General features: G+C 34.0%; 20 protein-coding genes. 8 read left to right on the top strand and 12 right to left on the bottom strand.

The genetic code is table 11. From position 1 onward, the window contains the following. Positions 1-51: 51 nt before the first annotated feature. The 4 genes from CN946_RS13155 to CN946_RS13170 all read left to right on the top strand — a co-directional run bounded on the left by CN946_RS13155 (position 52) and on the right by CN946_RS13170 (position 2,924). A complete protein-coding gene (locus CN946_RS13155; protein ID WP_098861529.1) occupies positions 52-687 on the top strand; it encodes a dienelactone hydrolase family protein in 636 nt (211 codons plus the stop codon). Beyond that, positions 684-1,880, top strand: a complete 1,197-nt coding sequence (locus tag CN946_RS13160; RefSeq protein WP_098861530.1) for an MFS transporter — start codon at positions 684-686, stop codon at positions 1,878-1,880. The genes CN946_RS13155 and CN946_RS13160 overlap by 4 nt, the downstream gene beginning before the upstream one ends. Further along, positions 1,846-2,283: a hypothetical protein gene (locus tag CN946_RS13165; protein ID WP_176547318.1), complete on the top strand. Its 438-nt coding sequence runs from the start codon at positions 1,846-1,848 to the stop codon at positions 2,281-2,283. The genes CN946_RS13160 and CN946_RS13165 overlap by 35 nt, the downstream gene beginning before the upstream one ends. Before the next feature lie 176 nt (positions 2,284-2,459). Beyond that, complete coding sequence (locus tag CN946_RS13170) at positions 2,460-2,924, top strand: hypothetical protein (RefSeq protein WP_098861532.1); 465 nt, start codon at positions 2,460-2,462, stop codon at positions 2,922-2,924. Between the two features lie 313 nt (positions 2,925-3,237). Here CN946_RS13170 and modA read toward each other — a convergent pair whose 3' ends face one another. Then, on the bottom strand, positions 3,238-4,047 hold the full coding sequence (gene modA / locus CN946_RS13175; RefSeq protein WP_098861584.1) for a molybdate ABC transporter substrate-binding protein: 810 nt from the start codon (positions 4,045-4,047) through the stop codon (positions 3,238-3,240). Positions 4,048-4,203: 156 nt separating this feature from the next. On the opposite strand from modA, the gene CN946_RS13180 reads away from it, so the two are divergent. After that, entirely contained in the window at positions 4,204-5,139 is a 936-nt protein-coding gene (locus CN946_RS13180) for a substrate-binding domain-containing protein (RefSeq protein ID WP_098861533.1), read from the top strand. A gap of 121 nt (positions 5,140-5,260) precedes the next feature. Here CN946_RS13180 and CN946_RS13185 read toward each other — a convergent pair whose 3' ends face one another. Then, a complete protein-coding gene (locus CN946_RS13185) occupies positions 5,261-5,566 on the bottom strand; it encodes a LysR family transcriptional regulator (RefSeq protein ID WP_098861534.1) in 306 nt (101 codons plus the stop codon). A gap of 592 nt (positions 5,567-6,158) precedes the next feature. Here CN946_RS13185 and CN946_RS23495 point away from each other — a divergent pair. The 3 genes from CN946_RS23495 (at position 6,159) to CN946_RS13195 (ending at position 8,021) form a co-directional block, all read left to right on the top strand. After that, a complete protein-coding gene (locus tag CN946_RS23495; protein WP_176547319.1) occupies positions 6,159-6,308 on the top strand; it encodes a hypothetical protein in 150 nt (49 codons plus the stop codon). Beyond that, positions 6,305-7,120, top strand: coding sequence for an SPFH domain-containing protein (locus CN946_RS13190; protein WP_098861535.1), 816 nt, complete (start codon positions 6,305-6,307; stop codon positions 7,118-7,120). The genes CN946_RS23495 and CN946_RS13190 overlap by 4 nt, the downstream gene beginning before the upstream one ends. 388 nt (positions 7,121-7,508) lie before the next feature. Further along, positions 7,509-8,021 (top strand): VanZ family protein, encoded by a 513-nt coding sequence (locus CN946_RS13195; protein ID WP_098861536.1) that lies wholly within the window; start codon positions 7,509-7,511, stop codon positions 8,019-8,021. A 145-nt stretch (positions 8,022-8,166) separates the two neighbouring features. Here the strand turns inward: CN946_RS13195 and CN946_RS13200 are convergent, their stop codons facing one another. The 10 genes from CN946_RS13200 to CN946_RS13245 form a co-directional block, all read right to left on the bottom strand. Next, on the bottom strand, positions 8,167-9,639 hold the full coding sequence (locus tag CN946_RS13200) for a sodium:solute symporter family protein (RefSeq protein ID WP_098861537.1): 1,473 nt from the start codon (positions 9,637-9,639) through the stop codon (positions 8,167-8,169). 1 nt (position 9,640) lies between these two features. Further along, the gene (locus CN946_RS13205) at positions 9,641-9,835 is read right to left on the bottom strand and encodes a DUF3311 domain-containing protein (RefSeq protein WP_056471596.1); all 195 of its coding nucleotides are present in this window, start codon (positions 9,833-9,835) and stop codon (positions 9,641-9,643) included. A gap of 113 nt (positions 9,836-9,948) precedes the next feature. Beyond that, a complete protein-coding gene (locus tag CN946_RS13210) occupies positions 9,949-11,124 on the bottom strand; it encodes a M20 family metallopeptidase (RefSeq protein ID WP_098861538.1) in 1,176 nt (391 codons plus the stop codon). 14 nt (positions 11,125-11,138) lie between these two features. Further along, positions 11,139-12,368 (bottom strand): Zn-dependent hydrolase, encoded by a 1,230-nt coding sequence (locus tag CN946_RS13215; RefSeq protein ID WP_098861539.1) that lies wholly within the window; start codon positions 12,366-12,368, stop codon positions 11,139-11,141. Between the two features lie 141 nt (positions 12,369-12,509). Then, a complete protein-coding gene (locus CN946_RS13220; protein WP_098861540.1) occupies positions 12,510-13,814 on the bottom strand; it encodes a helix-turn-helix domain-containing protein in 1,305 nt (434 codons plus the stop codon). A gap of 11 nt (positions 13,815-13,825) precedes the next feature. Further along, the gene (locus CN946_RS13225) at positions 13,826-14,659 is read right to left on the bottom strand and encodes a DMT family transporter (protein ID WP_098861541.1); all 834 of its coding nucleotides are present in this window, start codon (positions 14,657-14,659) and stop codon (positions 13,826-13,828) included. Between the two features lie 25 nt (positions 14,660-14,684). Further along, positions 14,685-15,986, bottom strand: coding sequence for an amidohydrolase (locus tag CN946_RS13230; RefSeq protein WP_218012660.1), 1,302 nt, complete (start codon positions 15,984-15,986; stop codon positions 14,685-14,687). Between the two features lie 304 nt (positions 15,987-16,290). Then, the gene (locus tag CN946_RS13235; protein WP_483295392.1) at positions 16,291-17,445 is read right to left on the bottom strand and encodes an ABC transporter permease; all 1,155 of its coding nucleotides are present in this window, start codon (positions 17,443-17,445) and stop codon (positions 16,291-16,293) included. Next, complete coding sequence (locus CN946_RS13240) at positions 17,420-18,139, bottom strand: ABC transporter ATP-binding protein (protein WP_069032889.1); 720 nt, start codon at positions 18,137-18,139, stop codon at positions 17,420-17,422. The genes CN946_RS13235 and CN946_RS13240 overlap by 26 nt, the downstream gene beginning before the upstream one ends. Then, a complete protein-coding gene (locus CN946_RS13245) occupies positions 18,139-19,386 on the bottom strand; it encodes an efflux RND transporter periplasmic adaptor subunit (protein WP_098861542.1) in 1,248 nt (415 codons plus the stop codon). The genes CN946_RS13240 and CN946_RS13245 overlap by 1 nt, the downstream gene beginning before the upstream one ends. Positions 19,387-19,738: the final 352 nt, after the last annotated feature.

Genomic DNA, 19,738 nt, shown 5'->3' on the forward strand with positions numbered 1-19,738 from the left:
AATAGAAAAAAATTCTATTCCTATTTTTTCTAAGTTAGAGGTGATTAAAAATTGAATAATGAGTTTCATAATACCACCATTTTAGTCGTTCATGAAATTTATGGAATTAACAAACATATAAAAGATATTTACGACAGTTTAAATAGGTTAGGATTTACAGTTGTATGTCCAAATTTATTAGGTAATTCAGAGAACTATTGCTATAAAGATGAAAACAAAGCTTATAAGCATTTTGTTCATGAGATCGGGTTTGAGTTAGCTACTAATAAAATTATAACTCTTGCAAAAGAGCTTCGAACTAAGTGTACTAATCTGTATATTTTGGGTTTTAGTGTAGGTGCAACGATTGCATGGTTAGGCAGTAAATATGACGGGTTATTTGATGGAGTAATTGGATTTTATGGTTCGAGGATTAGGGACTACTTAGAGGTTAGTCCAAAGTGTGAGACCTTATTAATTTTCCCAACGAAAGAAAAATCATTTGATCCTGAAAGTGTCGTAATGAAATTGAAAACAAAAGATAGGATTCAAATCATTAAAGTAGAAGGAAGTCATGGTTTTACCGATCAATCAACTTCTAATTATGATCGGTATGCTACTGAATATTGTTTTCAAAAAATGCGTGATTTTATTATGAAACAAAATCATCAAAAAAATAATTTTTCCGAAACGGGAGGAATCAAATGACCGATCAAAGATGGATGTCTTTACAGTTTTTTGGGTTTTTCTTCACTTTCGGAATCTTCGTGCCTTATTGGTCTGCTTGGCTAACAACAAGTAAAGGTTTTACAGCCGATGAGGCTGGACTAATCATTGCTTTAGGATTAATTACAAGGTCAATAACAACATTTTTTATTTTTCCATTTATAAGTAGATTCCTAAATTTAGCAAGATTAAATCAATTAGTTTCCCTAACTACTGTTACACTATTAATCATTTTAATCCCGTTTAATAGTTTAATTGCAGTAGCTTTCATTACAGTTTTATTAAGCCTAGTTTATCCAATGCCATTAGCAATGTATGAGTCTATGGCATCTATCCTTATTAGAGAAAGCAAAATAGAGTATGGAAAAAGTAGATCTTATGGTTCGATTGGCTATATTATTTCTCTATCATTAACCGGGATACTTATATCTTTAAAAAGCGAAAATGTAGTTGTTTACCTTTTGATTGTTGGATGTGTTCTACTTACTTTCATAACATCCATTAACGCTCCTTTACCTTTAAAAACAAAAATAACATCAAAGAAAGTACCACTGTTTAAATTGTTTAAATCAAAAGCATTTTTAATAGTATTAACAATCTGCATCACACTTCAAGCTGCACATGCTGCATATTATAGTTATGCTGTGCTTTTTTTGAAAAATATTGGGGTAAAAACTAGTTTTACAGGTTTCATCTTAATCATTGCAGTAATATCAGAAATTGCTTTCTTCTATATATCAGACTCTCTATTTAAAAGACGATCTGTTCCAGTTTTATTAATGTTTAGTGTAAGTGCTTCCATATTAAGATGGGTATTGATTTTTTCTTTTAACAGCATTTCAGTTTTTGTATTGTCTCAATTTTTACATTCTATTACTTTTGGGCTTACTCAATATGCCTTTGTGAAATACTTAGATGAAAACATTGAAAATAAGTACTTCCCCTTTGCTCATGGAATTTATGCAGCTCTAGGTTTAAGTTTAGGTAGCGGTATTTTAACATTAGTAAGTGGTTACCTCTACTCTATATCTCCATCTTTTGCTTTTTTAGGTATGGCATTGGTCTGTATCCCCTGTTTAGGATTGTGTTACTTTTTGAAATTAACATTAGGGGATCAAAATAACTTAACAGGAGAGATAAGTGAAAATGTTACTAGTAAAAGAAAAAGTGTATAGTACTAACAAGTCTATAAAATGTGATGAAACAATTCATACAGAAGTAATTCAAGTGAATGAAGAAAAAGTGATTAAGTTGAAATTTCTAAGTTCAAGTTCTCCTAGAAATCAAGGTGTCGGATTTATATCAGAAAATGGAATATCAATCAACAATGCCCCAAAACAAAAAACAGTCATTATTTGGAGAAGTGAAGTTCAATCTGAACTGATCTTAAAATGCTCTAGTGGCTTTTTAAATGTTTTTAATGTGTGGGAAGAAGAACGAATGGTGGGATTCCATGATTTTCAGTCTGGTATGAGAATCAAAAAGGAAAATGATGTCATGTTCTACAGTTGTAATGATGCTTATGCGAATAGTAATTTTACCTCTCTAGTATTCTCACTTCAAATACTATCCGATTAAAACAAGCAAAAAAGCAGAGTTGAATTTTTTCAATTCTGCTTTTTACTAAAATAACTTATACCATCTTTTCCTTAATCCAATCCTTTCTTTACGTCTATTTTTGGAAAGAATAGGAAAAACTAAATTAAGATTCGATATAGTAAACTTTTGTTCAAACTAGAAAGTAGGTATTAAACATGACTGAAGATTTTTTTGCTGATTATGAAAAATTTGTTGTTCCACCTTTATATCAATTTACAGGAGAGAAACGAAAATTTAATCCTAAAGACTATGCATCATATTACATCTTAACAGTCTCATTATATGACTCTCTTATATCAAATTGGAACGATGCGGCTAAATATAAAATTGACGTCCGAAACTGTATAGATCACGTATTAAATGATTTTAATGAAAAAAAAGGTGGTAAGTATCATCTTCAATTACTTGAATTTGAAAGTGATAAATCATATTTTGTCATTGCCTTGTCTATAAAAAATAAAATTGAAAAAGAAAAAATCAATGGAATTATTTCAAAGTATATTGAACAACTTGTATCAAACTCTTTTTATATTGGACAGAGCTGGTACTGGTTAATTGGTCAAAAAGGGAAAAGAGACCGAAAACTCTTCAATATATCAATAAAGGAATACATGCACTAGTCTACTAATTATACGGCATTATATTTTTCTTTTATCCTATAAAAGGATTTGATTTGATATAATTTTTCTAGCCAATTCCTTTCCATTTTTATTTTATGTAATGTCCTCCCCTCTAAAATTCCCCTTCTAAATAAGCTTTAACAACTCTACTCAATCGTTCTTTATACAGAACGGTCGAATCCTTGTATTTATAAGGATATTCTAATTTACTTTACCTAATATTTCATAATCTTCTTCAAATATCCCTACTAAAAGAAAAATGAGCCAATCAACTAATCGGCTCATTTCTAAAACTTCAGTCAGCTATTGTAATTTAATTTAGTCCTTTGAACCCATACTTCTCTAATATCTTCATAGACTCATCATTTTGAAGATATTCATAGAATTTTTTAGCTTCTTTAGGTTGCTTGCTATTCTTTATTACGCCTAACGGATAAATAATTTGATCATGTGTATTTTCAGTTGCTGTTGCTACAATCTTAACTTTTGTAGATGTCAAAGCATCTGTTTTATAAACTATCCCTGCGTCCACATTATTTGTTTCTACATAAGAAAGTACTTGTCTAACATCCTTACCATATACTATTTTTCCTTCAATTGCTTTCCAAACATTTAAATTTTCCAATGTTTCTTTACCATATTGTCCTGCTGGTACTGCTTCTGGCGTACCGATAGAAACTTTATCTGCTTTTGTAAGATCTTCAAAAGAGTTAATTTCTTTTTTTGTATCTTTTGGTACAACTAAAACCAGTTCATTCCCAACTACATCTTTGCCTTGGCTCTTATCAATTAGACCATCTTGTACTAAATTATTAAATTTGTCCTCTGCAGCCGAGAAGAAAAGATCCACTGGTGCTCCTTGAGAAATTTGTTGTTGTAATGCTCCGGATGCTCCAAAGTTAAAGTTTATTTTCACATTAGGATTTGCCTTTTCAAAGTTTGATTTAATATCATTTAGTGCATCCTGCAAACTAGCAGCTGCTGAAATAGTCAATTCCACATTTTTTTGAGAAACTTCTTGTTTCTGAGCTGTTGACTTTTTAGCTTGTTCATTTGATGAACAACCAGATACAACTAGTCCTAATAACATCATCGAAACTATTAAAGAATAAATTTTTTTCATCATTCATCTACCTTCCCATTTAAAACATAATTAGTTATATCTAATTATATTTAGTTATAACTAAATAAGAAATAGAATTTTAAAATTCCCATTAAATTTACTAGGAATATGCTTTTTAAAAGGCATTGAGTTAAAATAGAGAATGGAGGGATATAAATGACGATGGAACTTTCCTATACAATCGAAGAAGTGTCACAGTTTTTAAAAGTATCGAAATTAACCATTTATGACCTTGTCAAAAAAGGTGAATTACCTGTATTCCGTGTAGGAAGACAGATGAGAATAGCAGCAAATGACTTGGACAATTACATAAAAAACAATAAAACAAATCCAAAAACCACATTGCCCGCCTCTGTTTTTGAACCTCGCAGAAGCGATCCAAAAGAAACAAATCATGTTGTTATTAGTGGTCAAGATTTAGTTTTAGATATGCTCGGTAACCAGATCGAGAAAAACTCAACCTATAAATCTTTAAGATCTTTTACTGGAAGCTTAAACAGTCTTATTTCTATGTATAATGGAGAATGTGACATCGTTAGCCTTCACCTTTTTGACGGGGATACAGGAGAGTATAATCTACCATATCTTAAAAAAATTTTAGTGGGGCATCCATTTATTTTATTCAATCTGCTATCTAGGAAAGCAGGTTTATACGTTAAAAAAGGTAACCCTTTAAAGATTACATCTTGGAAAGATTTAGAACGTGAAGATATAAAAATTGTCAATAGAGAGAAAGGGTCAGGTGCTCGAATTCTTCTCGACGAACAGCTGCGTATCAACGAGATTTTTTCAAAAAAGATTAACGGATATGAACATGAAGAAAGCAATCATTTAAGTGTGGCCTCCGCTGTCTCCACTGGGGTAGCAGACGTTGGAATAGGAATTGAAAAAGCTGCTAAAATTGTTGGAATTGATTTTATTCCACTAATCACAGAACAGTATGATTTAGTTATATTAAAAACCCCTAAAAATGACCACCTGATTAGTATAGTTAAAGAAATTTTAACTTCGGATCAGTTTCGATCAGAGGTTGATTCTTTAGGAGATTATGATACTTCTAGAACAGGGAAAATTATATATGAGACAAATTAAAAGAAGGCTACTGAATTTGTAGCCTTCTTTTTTGCCGTTTATTTGAAAAGTAAGAGTTATTCTAAAAAGACCAAGTCGATTATGATCTGGTCCTATATTTAAAATACTTTACGATAAAGAGTTAAAACATACTTACATCATACATTGTATTAACAGAAGATTTTTTATGTAAGGATTTAATTTCCTCTTCAATTTCGCGACAATTCCTTACGATCTCCTTTATATGTGAAATAATTTGTAAACATTCAAATGAAGGCACCACTTTAGATTCGTCGTCACACTCAATTAGCTTTATGCCGAATTCAACTTCTAAACTAATGATTGATTCTTTCATATCAGCTTCATTAATAAAAAATTTCTCTGCTGCAATCGTAAAGGAACCACTTTCTAAAACCCCACAAAGATGACTTAATTGTTCAATTTTCATATAGTTTCCTCCATACTCTACGATGTTCCTTTTCCTGATCTAGTTTAATTATATTAAGTGTTGATGTGATTTTAATTTTGAAAAAAAGTATCAATATTGGTTTTTCTGATTAAATGATGGTTTTTCAATTAATTAATCGTTTATAGCTGCGTATGTTATCTCCTTTCTAAAAAACAACTGACCAAATTCAAATAAGTCCAACTCCAATAAAAGAAAAATTCTACAATTAAAATTAATTTCCCTTTGATTTAAACTTGGGTTATTTTTGCCTTGATTTTATTGAATTTTCCAGTTCGATACTTCTAATTTCAGAAGAAATCTATGTTAAATAGGGCAATTTTATATTACTCAAATAGAAAAAACCCTATAATTGGTGGTTTCTTAGGGATTCTCTATTCTTAAAATTTTTTTAACTATAACTATTCATTTGGGGTAATTTAGTTAAAAGATATTAATTTTTCCAATGAAACCTGATAACACACTAAATTCTAAGCAAAATTTAATGATTAATACAGCTTAAATCACACTATAATTGCATATAAGAAATGGTAGAAAGATAGTCAATCTAATTTGCACATTCGGGGGAATAACAATGGTTTTCTTTTATCAATTCGGAATTTTAGTTGTTATTATTGGAATCGTTCTCTTCTTATTGTTTTATAAAGTCTTTATCAAAATAGGTAGATTATTTAATACTCATATTAAAAACATTAAAAAAGAAATTGGGAGAGATGAAGAGTGAACGGATTAAGAAGTCTGATTGCAGGCGGAGTTATTATAATTGGAGGTATTATTTACACAATTGGTGGTATGTCGCATATTAGTGTTGGTAGTATTGGTATTGAAAAACATATGAGTGGAGAAATTACTGAAGTCCCCCAAGGTTTTCATTGGACTGGTTGGGGAGTTTCAGTACAAGAATATCCTACATATACACAATCATTAGTTTTATCAAGTGACAAACACGAAGGTGGTAGTTCTGATCAAGAATGGTCAGTAGGTACCGGAGATCAGCAAGAGCTACCTGTTAATACAAACTTAACATGGAAAATTTCAACTAAAAACGTAGCTAATCTTTATCAATCAGTAGGTGGAAAAGATATTAGTTACATCAAAAATAACATCGTCAAACCTACAATGAAAAATGTTGTTAACAAAATTACGCACAAATATAGCTGGAACGACATTAAAGGCTCAAAACAAGCTGATATCACTGAAGAAATCAATCTTGCACTAGATAAAGAACTTGCAAAACAAGGTATTGAAGTCGGAACTTTTGGATTTACACACGTAGGTTCCCCAGCAGGTATGGCACAATCGCAAGCACAATTAGCAACTTCTGAATTGAACGTAAAAAAGGCATTAGCTGACCAAGAAAAAGCCAAGATTGAAAATCAAACAAAAATCCTAAATGCGGAAGCAGATGCTAAAGCAAATAAAATTTTATCAGACTCACTTACTCCAAGTTTATTAAAGAAAATGGAAATGGATGCACGACAAAAATGGGGTTGGGTTACTGTTCAAGGTGGGACACCTCTAGTTCAAGCAAAATAAACAAAGAACAATCTAGAAGCTTTCTTCAAAGTGATCATAAATTTATATGAATTTGAAAATATTTTAACAGACATAATAGATCATTAGAATTTGAATTGTTAATAGAAAATTATTTTAAAGGTATTTTATTTCTCCCAAAACTTTTTAAAAATAGAAAAATAAAAAAACAATCCTCTCCGTAAATTAAAGCTCTTTCTAAATTTTTAGGAAGGGTTTTTATTTTCAATAATTTGACATAAAAATGATGAAAGAACACTATACAAGTATGATATTCTCTAGATGTAATAAAAACAGTTGGAAACGTAGGTAAATATTGTGAGTTTTAATATTCAAGTTTCAGGATCTCTAATTTATTAAGTCTAGTATTATGAAAGGCTGGTACAATTGATTGTTAAATTTCTTATATCCTAGCATAATCATTTCTACTTTTTTTATCCTATATTTTGGATATCAATTTCTAAAAGGTTCAATTACTCTCCTAAAACTCCTTTATTGGTTAATCTTTGGTATTTACTTTACATGTCTTATTAATTTGACTTTATTTCCTTTCCCCTATCAAAAATATTTAATTCAAGTAATGATAGAAGATCACTTGGGATATAATCATAATTTTATTCCCTTTAAATCAATTGTAGATACCATCAATTATGGCTCAATTTCAATTTTTCTAAAACAAATTGCTGGTAATGTTTTATTATTCATACCACTAGGATTTGCATTCCCTATTCTATTTTTTAAACTAACAAACAGAAAAACGATTTTAATAGGTTTTACACTAAGTCTAGCAATCGAATTAATTCAAGCTACTTCTGGACTGTTCCTTGGCTATAACTACAGATCATGTGATATTGATGACTTAATACTAAATACACTTGGAACAATTATAGGACTAGCTATTTAAAGTAAGTTCCAGATACTTTAAAAATTTTGAAGAGTTCATAGATAAAAACCTAACTTCGTAAACCTTAGATTTTATAGAATGCCTACACAAAAAAATAGGGGTTGATTAAAGCAATCAACCCCTTTGTTTAAAAAGTAAATCTTATTTAAGCTACAATCTCTTTTTTACTTTGAACCGCTATATTTTTAGTAAGTAAGCTCACAACGACTAAAAATACAAGATTTACAACTAAGCCAATTACACCGATATTCAAATCTTTAATATATTGAGGCAGTGCTGGGAATAATGATCCGATTGTTGTATTACTTATAGTCACATAAGTAACTGTTGCAACTCCAGTAAGAATACCAGCGAATGCACCTTGCTTCGTTACAAAGTTCTTTTTCATTAAACTAAAGACAAGTGTCGGGAACAATTGAGTAACTAGACTGTATCCCATTAAAAGTAGAGTTACTAATGTAGATCCACCATTAAATGTGAAAAATACTGCGAATAAAGCAACCACAGGAACAAGGTATTTAGCTAAAACTGCAACCTGCTTTTCTGTAGCAGATGGTACAAATACTTTATAAATATTTTTTGATATTAAAGTAGCAGATGCCATTAGAATCATCGAACCTGGCACGATAGCCGTCAATACACCTGCTCCACCAACGATTCCAACAAACCACGGGTTAAAAGTTTGTTTACTTAATTTTAATAAAGACAGATCTGCATCCGGACCTTGTAGTCCAGGAACTTGCAGAATTGCCGCAAATCCAACGAAAAACACAAAAAGCAACACAAGTTGGTATAAAGGCATGATAATCGCATTTTTACGAAATACGTTTTCACTTTTAGCTGAATAAATGGAGCCAAAAGTATGCGGCCACATATAAAATCCTAAGGCTGTTAGAAGAACCGTAGAATTAAACCAAGATACACTTAATCCCTCTTTTGGGAGACTTAAAAAACCTGGTTTAGCCTTATCAACTGCTTCAAACATCGCTTGGAATCCACCATAATAATGAATAGGTAGATAGATTCCTAGAAATAGAACAACACCAAGAATCATAATGTCCTTTAACGCTGCAGTCCATGCAGATCCATGGATACCAGATATCATTACATAAATAGTCACTGAAATAGCACCGATCCAAATGGCAAAAGTTGGTGAAATCATTCCATAAGAAGCCTCTGAAACGATGCTTCCTAATCCTTTTAATTGTAGAACTAAGTAGGGAATTACAGCAGATACACCAACTATTGAAACTAAAACGCCAAGTGCTTTACTTTTGTATTTACTTGCGAAAAAGTCCGGTTGAGACATTAAATTATTTTCTTTAGCATACTTCCATATTTTTGGAAGCAACCAATAAGACATAATATAAGCAAGTGCACCATAAGCAGTGATGTAGTAGGTAGGACCTCCTTTTCCATAAGCCCAACCACTTCCACCTAGGAAAGTAAAAGTTGTATAGATTTCTCCAGCCATTAAGAGAAAGACAAAAATAGTACCAAATCCTCTTCCTCCAACACTCCATTGCTCAAGATTCATGTCTTTTCCTTTCCTAGCTTGTACCCCTAGAAAAATCGATACTGCAAGAAAAAGAAAAATGATAATTAATGCACTATTCATCCTATCTGTCCCCCTTATTAGCTGAATCTAATTTAAAGATAATCCACATAACTGGTGTTGAAAAAACAGTCCATAATACAACCCAAAAAAGGAGAAAAGGCATTCCTAATACAAATGGCTCAACGTGGTTTGCCCAAGATGAAAAGCCCAGAATAGCAATAAATGGAATAAGTGCTAATAAATGATAGATTTTCAAAAATTGTTCCCCACTTTCAATTTTAAATTTATATTAGTTTTAATATTCAGAAAAATAAAAGTTTAGATTAAGTAGAACCTTGTAAAATAAGGGTCTACTTAACTATAAGTCTATTAATCTAAAAGCTTAAATGTAGCATGAACAAATAAGTTTACACCAATTTCCAAAGCGTCCTCGTCTATTGTAAAACGTGCATGATGGTGCGGATAAGTAATATCTTTTTCTTTGTTTCCTGCTCCCACATAGAAGAAAGTGCCTGGTGCCTTTTGTTGGTAAGCAGAGAAATCTTCACCACCCATGTTTGGTTTCATAAGGTCGAGAGTCTTTTCATCAAACACTTCTAGAATTGTTTCTTCAATAGCCTTCGTAATCTGCTCATCGTTGATAACCGGGCGATATCCAAACTCATAATCAAATTTGTATTGTGCCCCATGAGCATCAGTAATTCCTTTTATAATTCGTTCCATAAGGTCAGGAACCGATTTCCTAAGGTCGGCGTTGAAACTACGAACGGTTCCACAGATTTCAACTGAACCTGGGATTACGTTATGAGTTGTACCTCCAATAAACTTGGTAACAGAAACTACTAGATTATCAAGCGGATCAGTATTTCTAGAAACGATATGTTGAAGATTCGTTACAACTTGGGAAGCTATAGCAATCGAGTCGATCGTGTCATGAGGAAGTGCTGCATGTCCACCCTTACCTTCAACAGTAACATAGAAAGTATCTGGAGCAGCCATCATCGGTCCATAAGCTACACCTACTGTACCTAGCTTCATAGGAGCCCAAAGATGAGCACCAATTACCATATCAACTCCATCCATTACTCCTGCTTGTACCATTTCCTCTGCACCACCAGGATACAACTCTTCAGCATGTTGAAACAAAAAGCGAACTTCACCTTTGATTTTGTCTTTTAAACTAGTAAGTATTTTTGCTGTCCCTAGAAGCATTGCTGTATGACCATCGTGCCCACAAGCATGCATCACACCTGGATTTGTAGAGGCAAATTCAAAAGTGTTTTCTTCTTCGATTGGTAAAGCATCCATATCTGCACGAATTGCTAGCACTTTCCCGGGCTGAGAACCAATCAGACGAGCCATAACACTCGTCTTTGTTGGACGAGATATCTCTAAATTCCCAAAAGTTTGAAGTGTATCATACACATATTGAGCTGTTTTTTCTTCGTGAAAAGATAACTCCGGATACTGATGGAAATGCCTTCTCCACTTTATTACTTCTTCTTTTGTTTGCGCTACTAAACTATTTAATGATATTGTTTGCATTAATGTATCCCCCTCTATTCATTATTAGATAACTGAAGTACAGTATGATAAAGTACATTTGCACCATCTGCACAATCTTCCTTAGAACTCCATTCAGCTGGATTATGGCTTATTCCATCTTTTGAACGGATAAATAGCATCCCTATTGGACAGAGATTTGTAAGTTGCATACAATCGTGCCCAGCTCCACTTGGGAGAAAAAATGGTTCCACACCAATCGTTTCACAAGCTAATTTTGCTAAATCTTGAATTTCATTAGAGCATAATGTAGGTGCAATACGTTGCAAATCATCAATTTGTAATCCTACACCACGCTGTTCACATAATATCTTTGCCCCTTCTACTATTCGATTCTCAACCTCATCACGAATTACTTCATTTACATCGCGTAGATCCAAGGTAAACTCAACCTTACCAGGAATTATATTGATTCCTCCAGGGAACAGCTGCAATTGACCAACTGTTCCAACTGTTGAACCTGTCTTTGAAGATTCCTTTTCAATTAGCTGAATAATCTGGGAGGCAGCAACTAAGGCATCGTTACGGTCGTTCATTGGAGTTGCTCCGGCATGTCCTGCTTTACCTTCAATTATGAATTTAAGCCATAACGGGCCAGAGATGCCTGTAACAATACCTACAGATAAATTATCGTTCTCAAGCACCTTACCTTGTTCAATATGTAATTCTACATAGGCTTTTACTGATCCAATACTTCTGACTGACTGATCAATTAATAATGGATCATAACCTGCTTGTCTCATTGCCTCCGCTACAGTTATCCCTTGTTGATCCTTATTTTGAAGTTCTTCCAAGGTGAGAGTTCCAGCAATTCCTCGGCTCCCAATCATTCCGAAGCTAAATCTTGCCCCTTCTTCATCTGTAAAGACAATAACTTCAATTGGATGAATTGTTTTGATCCCCTGCTCATTCATCGTCTGGAGTATTTCAATCCCAGAGAGAACGCCAAGTGGACCGTCAAAATTTCCGCCGTTGTAGACAGAATCAATGTGTGAGCCTACCAGTACAACCGGTGCGTTTTGATTAATTCCCTCTTTACGTCCAATAAGATTTCCAACGGTATCTTCGTAAACTTTTAATCCGGCTTCATTCATATAGGATGAAAGCAGTTCTTTAGCTTTTCTCTCATTTTCAGTAAAAGATAAACGAGTAATTCCCCCAGACTCTTGTTTTCCAATGGACCCTAATTCCATAAGGCGATTCCACAATCGATCCTGATTAATCATTTGTCCTCCTATTAAAATTTATATTTTAGGTCTATTTATGGCTATGACCATAACTATATCATTAAATATTTATTTTGTTAAGTAATAATATTCAGAAAATTAAATTTAAAATAATAAAACGATAAGTTTATCTACTTATCGTCATAGGGTTATTTTATAAATGTTTCTAGGTCTTCCACGTGAATAAGGTGTTTCCTCTCCAATAACCTGAGCAATTCCTTGTTCCTCTAATTCCTTTAAAATTCTACGCGCGCTTCTCGGCATGATTTGCATATACTGTGCTAGCTCGTGAGCTCCAATTTCACTCTTTCCTATTTTTTTAAGAATAGATTCCAGCTTACTAAGTGTTGAAATACTTAGCGAAGTTTGTTCACTTATTTTCTGCAGTTCTTTTGAAACATAGGAATAGGTAATTTGTTCTTCTCGTCCCAATGGACCTGCGATCGTTTGATTATCCAGAGCAACCATCCAACTTCCTTTTCCATACTCTCTAGCATGAAATAAAGCTCTTCCGGCATGAATTTCTGCTTCGTAAGCCGTTTTACCGATTCCAATTCCACAAGTAATGACTTCTTTCTTTAATTCTTCAAGATCTTCCAAATTCGGTATAATAGAAAATTCATTCGTTATATCCTGTAAAAGCCCTCGGGTTGTAAAAATGACATATCTACCGGGACCAGCAGATTTAAGTGAACCTTGCACTTTATTCGCGTAAACAAGAAGCTTCTCTGCCATTTTAATTTCTATTTTGTAGATTTCATCAGTCGAAAAAGTATCCTTCGCCAATCCAAAATAAGAGTCGATCTCGATCATTTGAACTGCAATTTGACTTTCTTTAAAATGTAACATTTCATAGGTTCGAAGTGCTAAATTTAGTACTGATTCAATAGCTGACTTAGCAGGAAGTACACGATAAACAGGGACACCCATTTTCTCAAGTTCGATATGTGCCGATCGAAGACATGTAACTGCTGCTTTCGTTTTCCCACTTTTCCATAACTCATAATGGTATCCCGCAAGTACCTTTGCATCAACTTCTTCTCCTTCATAATATTTCAAAAATAAATGATTGGCTTTAATCTCTGCTTCATCTAAAATACTTTTGAGTTCATCATAATGGAAGTTATCAAAGCTAATTTGCTCCATTGCAATCTGATTATGATAAAATATTTGTAACAAAGTTTTATAGAGACTCGGTCCAGTGTGGGGTGTAAAAAACATGGGTCTTGTAATTCCACCCCAGCTTTTTGCTATTGCATAAGGGACCTTGCCTGAAAAGAGCCAAATATCAAAATCATTTGCAATAGGACTTAAAAGGTTAACAATTTCCTCTTCTCTCCAATAGATGATAGGGGTACATTCAAATTCAGGGTATTCCTTTATTACAGATTGAATAACGTCAATCGAATCATCAGATCCTAGTAAACCTAAACGGATTTTTTTCATCGTTTCCTCCACTACTCTAAAATAAATAAAATTCCTAAAATGGTAATGCAGCAGGCAATCAACTTAGCTGCTGTAATTTTTTCTTTATAATAAATTCTTGCTAAAAACAATGCAAATATTGGTGAAGTATAGGCTAAAGCTACAACTAGCGTCCCATTGGCAATCTTTAAGGCTGCAAACAATGCAATCCATTGTGTAATCGCAAGCACTCCACGAATCGAAAGGTGCATATTCAGTTTAGGATACCAAATTTTCGGACGATGGATTAAATAGATAATTAGGGCAATCCCACTCGCTCTGAAAAAATAAAGTGTAGGGGCGTTTATCCATTGATGAACGAGCAATTGTTGTGTAGGAACCATGCTAAGTCCAGCAGAAACTGCAGCTGCAACCCCTAATAAATTCCCTGGTTTTTTTATTTCTACTAATGGAGATAACATGTTTTTACCTCTTACATTCAGAAAATATACACCAAGCACAATAAGCAAGACTGGAATTAAAATATGTATATCGAATCCGTGCAATATGCTATTTGGAATAAACGTGAATAAAGGAGTCAACGCAGTATACACTGCAAGTTGAGATACTTCTATTCGTCCTAGTGCTAAGAAAAATGATACATTAGACAATGCATCTAAAATAATCACAATGATTAATAAACCTATTGTAGCTGGAGTAACAGAAAAGGAATAATACCACGGCATTACGCAGCCTAACAAAATGGTGACCACTAGAAAAGATGTTACAATAAAGCTATTATTATCCTTCATTTGCATTGTTATTTTTTTTGCATACAACGCATTTACTGCATTCAAAAAAGAACTGATTATTGCAAGAAAAAACATATTCCTTTCTCCTCTCTCTAGTTCATTAGCCGGCTAAATGTACAAGTAAGTTTCCATAAACTTCAACTGCATACGCAATTGTTTTTTCGTTAAAGTCGAATGCACAATTATGATGACCTGCTGCCAATTCAGTGCCAAATAATAGGTAAGTAGCCATTCCACCATTCTTTTGAACCTCTTTCATCATATATGTTACATCTTCTGAAGCAAGAAAAGGCTGAGAAATAATAATCTCACTAGTTTGTTTAACATTTGAACCTATATCGTATACGAGATTCGCAAGATCAGAGTCACAATCTGCTATTATCGAACGTCCTACCACTTCGGTATGTTCCTTAATCCCATACATCTGAGCAACAGATTGTATGATACGCAGTGACTCATTTTTCATATATTGATCAACCTCATTGGTCGTTCCTCTTGTTTCAAATTTTAACTTTGCATGTGCTGGAATAATGTTTCGACCTTCTCCACCTTGAATAACTCCAACATTTATTCTTGAATCCCCTAATCCATGACGTGAGATTGCATACAACTGCAATGTAATAGTAGATGCCGCAAGTAATGCATTTCTACCTTCATGTGGTGCTAATGCAGCATGAGCCTGCACACCTTCCAGTTCTAAATCAAACTTGGTTGACGCGAAAAAGTCGGTTACGCTACAGACAAGTTGGTTCTGTTTTGTTGCCGTTACACCAATATGACCACTAAAGAAATAATTAACATCTTCTAAGACCCCCGAATCAACCATCGCTCTCGCACCACGCGCACCTTCTTCAGCAGGTTGAAATATGAGCTTAATTTTTCCTGATAACTTCTCTTTCATTTTTGAAATCAATTGTGCCATTCCTAACCCAATTGCGATATGGCCATCGTGTCCACAAGCATGCATATAGCCTTCTACTTTCGAACGGAAATTTTGATTCCATGGAAAATGATTTGATCCTCTATCCTCAAAAATTTCCAATGCATCGATATCAAATCGGAAGGCAAGTGTTGGACCAATCCGCCCTGTATCCCAAATGCCTACTACACCAGTTAACCCGTCTTCCATTTTCTCAATCCAATATGAATTTGCCCCAAATGCCAATGCCCGCTCTTTAGCTTTTTGTATCGTTTTTTCATCCGGGACACCCATTCTCGATTTAGGTACAATTATTTCTCTTCCTACTTTCACTTCAAATCCCATTTCTGATAAGAAATCAGCAATAAGAGATGAGGTTCGGAATTCCGTCCATCCTATCTCTGGAAAACAGTGGATATCACGTCTAATATTGATTAAACTTCCTTTCATATTTTCAACCAATTCTGAGATTAATTCTTCCACGTCGTTTACCTCCTTATCAATTGAGTTGTACTTAAACTTTTTTACAATTGGGTCCGATCCACTATATTCACAGTGGATCATAAAACTCACCTTTCACTTTTTTATTATTTACGGTTGAATTCAGGTTACGACCATAATTATAGACTATTCTGATATTTTTGAATAGAAACCTAAAATACTATTTTATTAGATAACCAACTTACTAAAGTCTCTTTATTTAATCACAATGAACGATTTTCTTTTTTAAACACAAAAAAAGGTGCCCCTTAAAAGTTTTACTTTTGGGACAACCTCTTTATTCTTTTTATTCATATCGAAGCGCTTGAATAGGATCAAGTTTAGACGCTTTATTTGCTGGAAAAACACCAAATACAATTCCCACTAATAAAGAGAATACAAATGATAACAGCATAACCGGAACAGAATATGCAATTGCTGTTCCTGTCGTTATAGTAAATATTTTGGCACTTATTACACCTATAACAACTCCTATAATTCCACCAAGTGAACTTAATACCATTGATTCAATGAGGAATTGAAGAAGAATACTTCCACGCTTTGCTCCAATTGCTTTTCGTATACCGATTTCTTTTGTGCGTTCTGAAACCGATACAAGCATAATATTCATAATACCGATACCGCCAACAATAAGTGAGATCGCAGCACTTCCGCCTAGCATTAATGTCATCGTTTTATTAACAGATGAGGCAGTTTCCATTAAATCCTCTGGACTTGAAACGCTATAGCTATCTTCATCACCAATAATCGTAAACATCTTTTGTTCGATTCTACGTAATGTAAAATTAATCATATTTTCATTTTCTACTTTTACATAGACAGATCCAATTGAAGTAGTAGATGCCAAGCGCTGAGCTGTGCTAAGCGGAACAAAAATCGTACTGTCCCCACTTGAACCTAATGAACTACCAACTGATTGAAGTACCCCAACGACTCTAAATGATGTTCCATTTACTTTAACGTATTGACCAACTGGATTCCCAAAACCAAATAATGTTCGTGCTGTGCTTGAGCCAAGTACTGCTATTTTTGAGTGATTATCATTATCTAAGTCTGCGATAAACCGCCCTGATTGCAGCTCCAAATCACGAACTTTTAAATAAGGTGAAGTTGTTCCTGTCACTGATACTTGTGCGTTCGTTTGTCCGTTTTTTACAGTTACTCTTCCAGAAACAGTCGGAGCAATTGCTTCTACACCACTAACGTCCTTAAGTTGATTGGCATCATCTTCTTTAAAAGTTACATCTGAACCAGTAACACTAACTGTTAATACATTTGTACCTAAGCTTCCTATTTGATCTTGCACTTCTTTCGTTGATCCTTGTCCAATCGCAACCATCACAATAACGGAGGATACACCGATAATAATACCCAGCATCGTTAAGAACGCTCTTACTTTATTTCCTTTAATGCTCTTAAGCGCCATTCTCAGTGTCTGCAAACCATTCACCACCATTCTCGTATAGCTGGCCATCATGTATTCGTACAACACGATTTGCCTGTTTTGCAACATCTAAATCATGTGTAATTAGAATAATCGTATGTCCTTGCTCATTTAACAAATTCATAATCTCCAAAATTTCCTTACTTGTTTTACTATCAAGAGCACCAGTCGGTTCATCTGCTAGTAAAATAGGAGGACTTCCAGCAAGGGCACGCGCAATTGCGACACGCTGCTGCTGCCCCCCAGATAATTGTGTAGGTAAATGATTCGCTCGATCTACTAATCCTACTTTTTTTAACGCGGAAAGAGCAATTTCTCTTCGTTCAGCCGTTTTCATCCCTCTATAAATAAGAGGGAGTTCTACATTTTCTACCGCAGTTAACTTTGGTATTAGATTAAAATTTTGAAAAATAAATCCAATTTTTTCATTTCGTATAGTCGCTAGTTGCGAGCTCTTCATTTGACCTACATCTTCATTATCAATCAAATATCTCCCAGAATCTGGTCGGTCTAAGCATCCAATCATGTTCATAAAAGTTGACTTCCCTGAACCTGATGGACCGATCACTGATATAAAATCACCCTTTTGGATATCAAGAGATACACTCTGAAGAGCCATTACCGTTTCTCCGCCAAGTTCATACATTTTCGTCATATTTTTAATTTGAATAATCGGCTCAAAGTTAGTCATTATTTACCTCCTTGTCCGCCACCTGTTTGATTTCTTTCAAAATTTCTTCCCCCGAAACCACCGCCAGAGAAGCCGCCGCCAGAGAAGCCACCACCTTGGAATCCTCCATCTTGCATCATAAATCCACCAGAATTACCTCTAGATTGAACGCTCGGAATTTCAATAGACCCTCCTTCACTTAATCCACTTGTAATTTCTACATTTGTATCATTTGAAATACCAGTTTTTACGGTAACTTTCTTTGTAGATTCTCCAGAATCATCTGTAGATGTAGGAACTAGTACATATTTTTCATTTCCATTTTTATACACTGCTTCTACTGGAACATATAGCGCGTCTGCTTTACTTTGTATTAAAATACTTGCTTCTGTTGACATTCCAATTTTCAAACCTTTTGGATTTTTAATTTTTACAGTTACATCAAATGTTGAAACGCCGTTTGTCGATGTGCCTTCATTTGCTACTTTCGTTACAATCCCATCGAAAGTTTCCCCCTCAAAAGCACTTGCTGTTATTTTTACTGACTGTCCAGCTTTTACCTTTGTGACATCTAATTCATCAACACTGATTGTTGTTTCCAAAGAACTGTAATTTGTTATATGCGCTAATGTCGCAGAACTTTGAACAGAATCTCCACTATTCACATCAAGACTAGTAATTGTTCCTGCAACTGGTGCCTGTAAAATACTACCATCTGTAAATTTCACAAGTGTTGCACCTGCTTTTACAACAGAGCCTTCTTTTACATTTACAGTATCCGCTACTAAACTACTACCTCCAGTATTTCCAGTACCTGAATTATCTGAAGAACTGCCACTATCTTCTTTTGTAATCGGTAATATAACTCCCTCTTCATCTTCCATACGCATTAGTACTTTTCCTTGTGAAGCTCCGCTACCGCTACTTACGTAAACCTTTGTAATTTCCCCATCTTTTGGAGCTGTAACAACATCACCGTTTTTAAATGTTACAAGTGTATCACCTTTATCTACTGTTTCCCCAGATGAAACACTTACACTATCCACGACAAAAATTGTATTTGCCGCAGTAACATCTTCGTCAGTATTTGCAGTTACGGAACCTGATCCAGTAACAGCTACTTCTAACTTTCCTTTTTGTGCCGTAATTGTTTGTGCAGTAGCCATCACATTTTGGGCTTGATTTGCTTGACTCTTACTATATATGAACCAACCACTTCCTCCTCCAACAACAACAACAATAACTGAAATAATAACCCACTTTTTCAATTTTCTTTTCTCCTCTCCATCATTGAGATTGATATGAATATATACCCGATTATTCTTTATTGAGATACATGCGATTTCGGAATTTCACATATCCTCAGAACCTCTACTATCTTGTAACCATTTTAAGAAAATCAGGGCATGTCTTTCGTTTAAACAGCAAACTTACTCTACTATTGATCGTTTGTATTAGAGCTTGTTTTATTTATTTTTTTACTCCTCCTAATTTCATTTGATAGGCTCATTTTGGATTGTGTACCTTAAATTTCCCTTAAAAAAAATCAATGCTTTTTAATGGGGAGAGGATATAAGTCGTATTCAAAGCATTTATAACTCTTAATTTACGCATTAATAA

The sequence above is a fragment of the Bacillus sp. AFS053548 genome, from assembly GCF_002575105.1.
In the GTDB taxonomy this organism is placed as follows: domain Bacteria; phylum Bacillota; class Bacilli; order Bacillales; family Bacillaceae_G; genus Gottfriedia.

What these genes read in the sequence shown, in the direction of transcription:
- CN946_RS13220 (WP_098861540.1), bottom strand. Translation starts at nt 13,814, where the DNA reads ATGAAAAAAATCCGTTTAGGTTTACTAGGATCTGATGATTCGATTGAC.
- CN946_RS13170 (WP_098861532.1), top strand. Translation starts at nt 2,460, where the DNA reads ATGACTGAAGATTTTTTTGCTGATTATGAAAAATTTGTTGTTCCACCT.
- CN946_RS13240 (WP_069032889.1), bottom strand. Translation starts at nt 18,139, where the DNA reads ATGACTAACTTTGAGCCGATTATTCAAATTAAAAATATGACGAAAATG.
- CN946_RS13210 (WP_098861538.1), bottom strand. Translation starts at nt 11,124, where the DNA reads ATGCAAACAATATCATTAAATAGTTTAGTAGCGCAAACAAAAGAAGAA.
- CN946_RS13160 (WP_098861530.1), top strand. Translation starts at nt 684, where the DNA reads ATGACCGATCAAAGATGGATGTCTTTACAGTTTTTTGGGTTTTTCTTC.
- CN946_RS13180 (WP_098861533.1), top strand. Translation starts at nt 4,204, where the DNA reads ATGACGATGGAACTTTCCTATACAATCGAAGAAGTGTCACAGTTTTTA.
- CN946_RS13215 (WP_098861539.1), bottom strand. Translation starts at nt 12,368, where the DNA reads ATGATTAATCAGGATCGATTGTGGAATCGCCTTATGGAATTAGGGTCC.
- CN946_RS13225 (WP_098861541.1), bottom strand. Translation starts at nt 14,659, where the DNA reads ATGTTTTTTCTTGCAATAATCAGTTCTTTTTTGAATGCAGTAAATGCG.
- CN946_RS13185 (WP_098861534.1), bottom strand. Translation starts at nt 5,566, where the DNA reads ATGAAAATTGAACAATTAAGTCATCTTTGTGGGGTTTTAGAAAGTGGT.
- CN946_RS13200 (WP_098861537.1), bottom strand. Translation starts at nt 9,639, where the DNA reads ATGAATAGTGCATTAATTATCATTTTTCTTTTTCTTGCAGTATCGATT.
- CN946_RS23495 (WP_176547319.1), top strand. Translation starts at nt 6,159, where the DNA reads ATGGTTTTCTTTTATCAATTCGGAATTTTAGTTGTTATTATTGGAATC.
- modA (WP_098861584.1), bottom strand. Translation starts at nt 4,047, where the DNA reads ATGAAAAAAATTTATTCTTTAATAGTTTCGATGATGTTATTAGGACTA.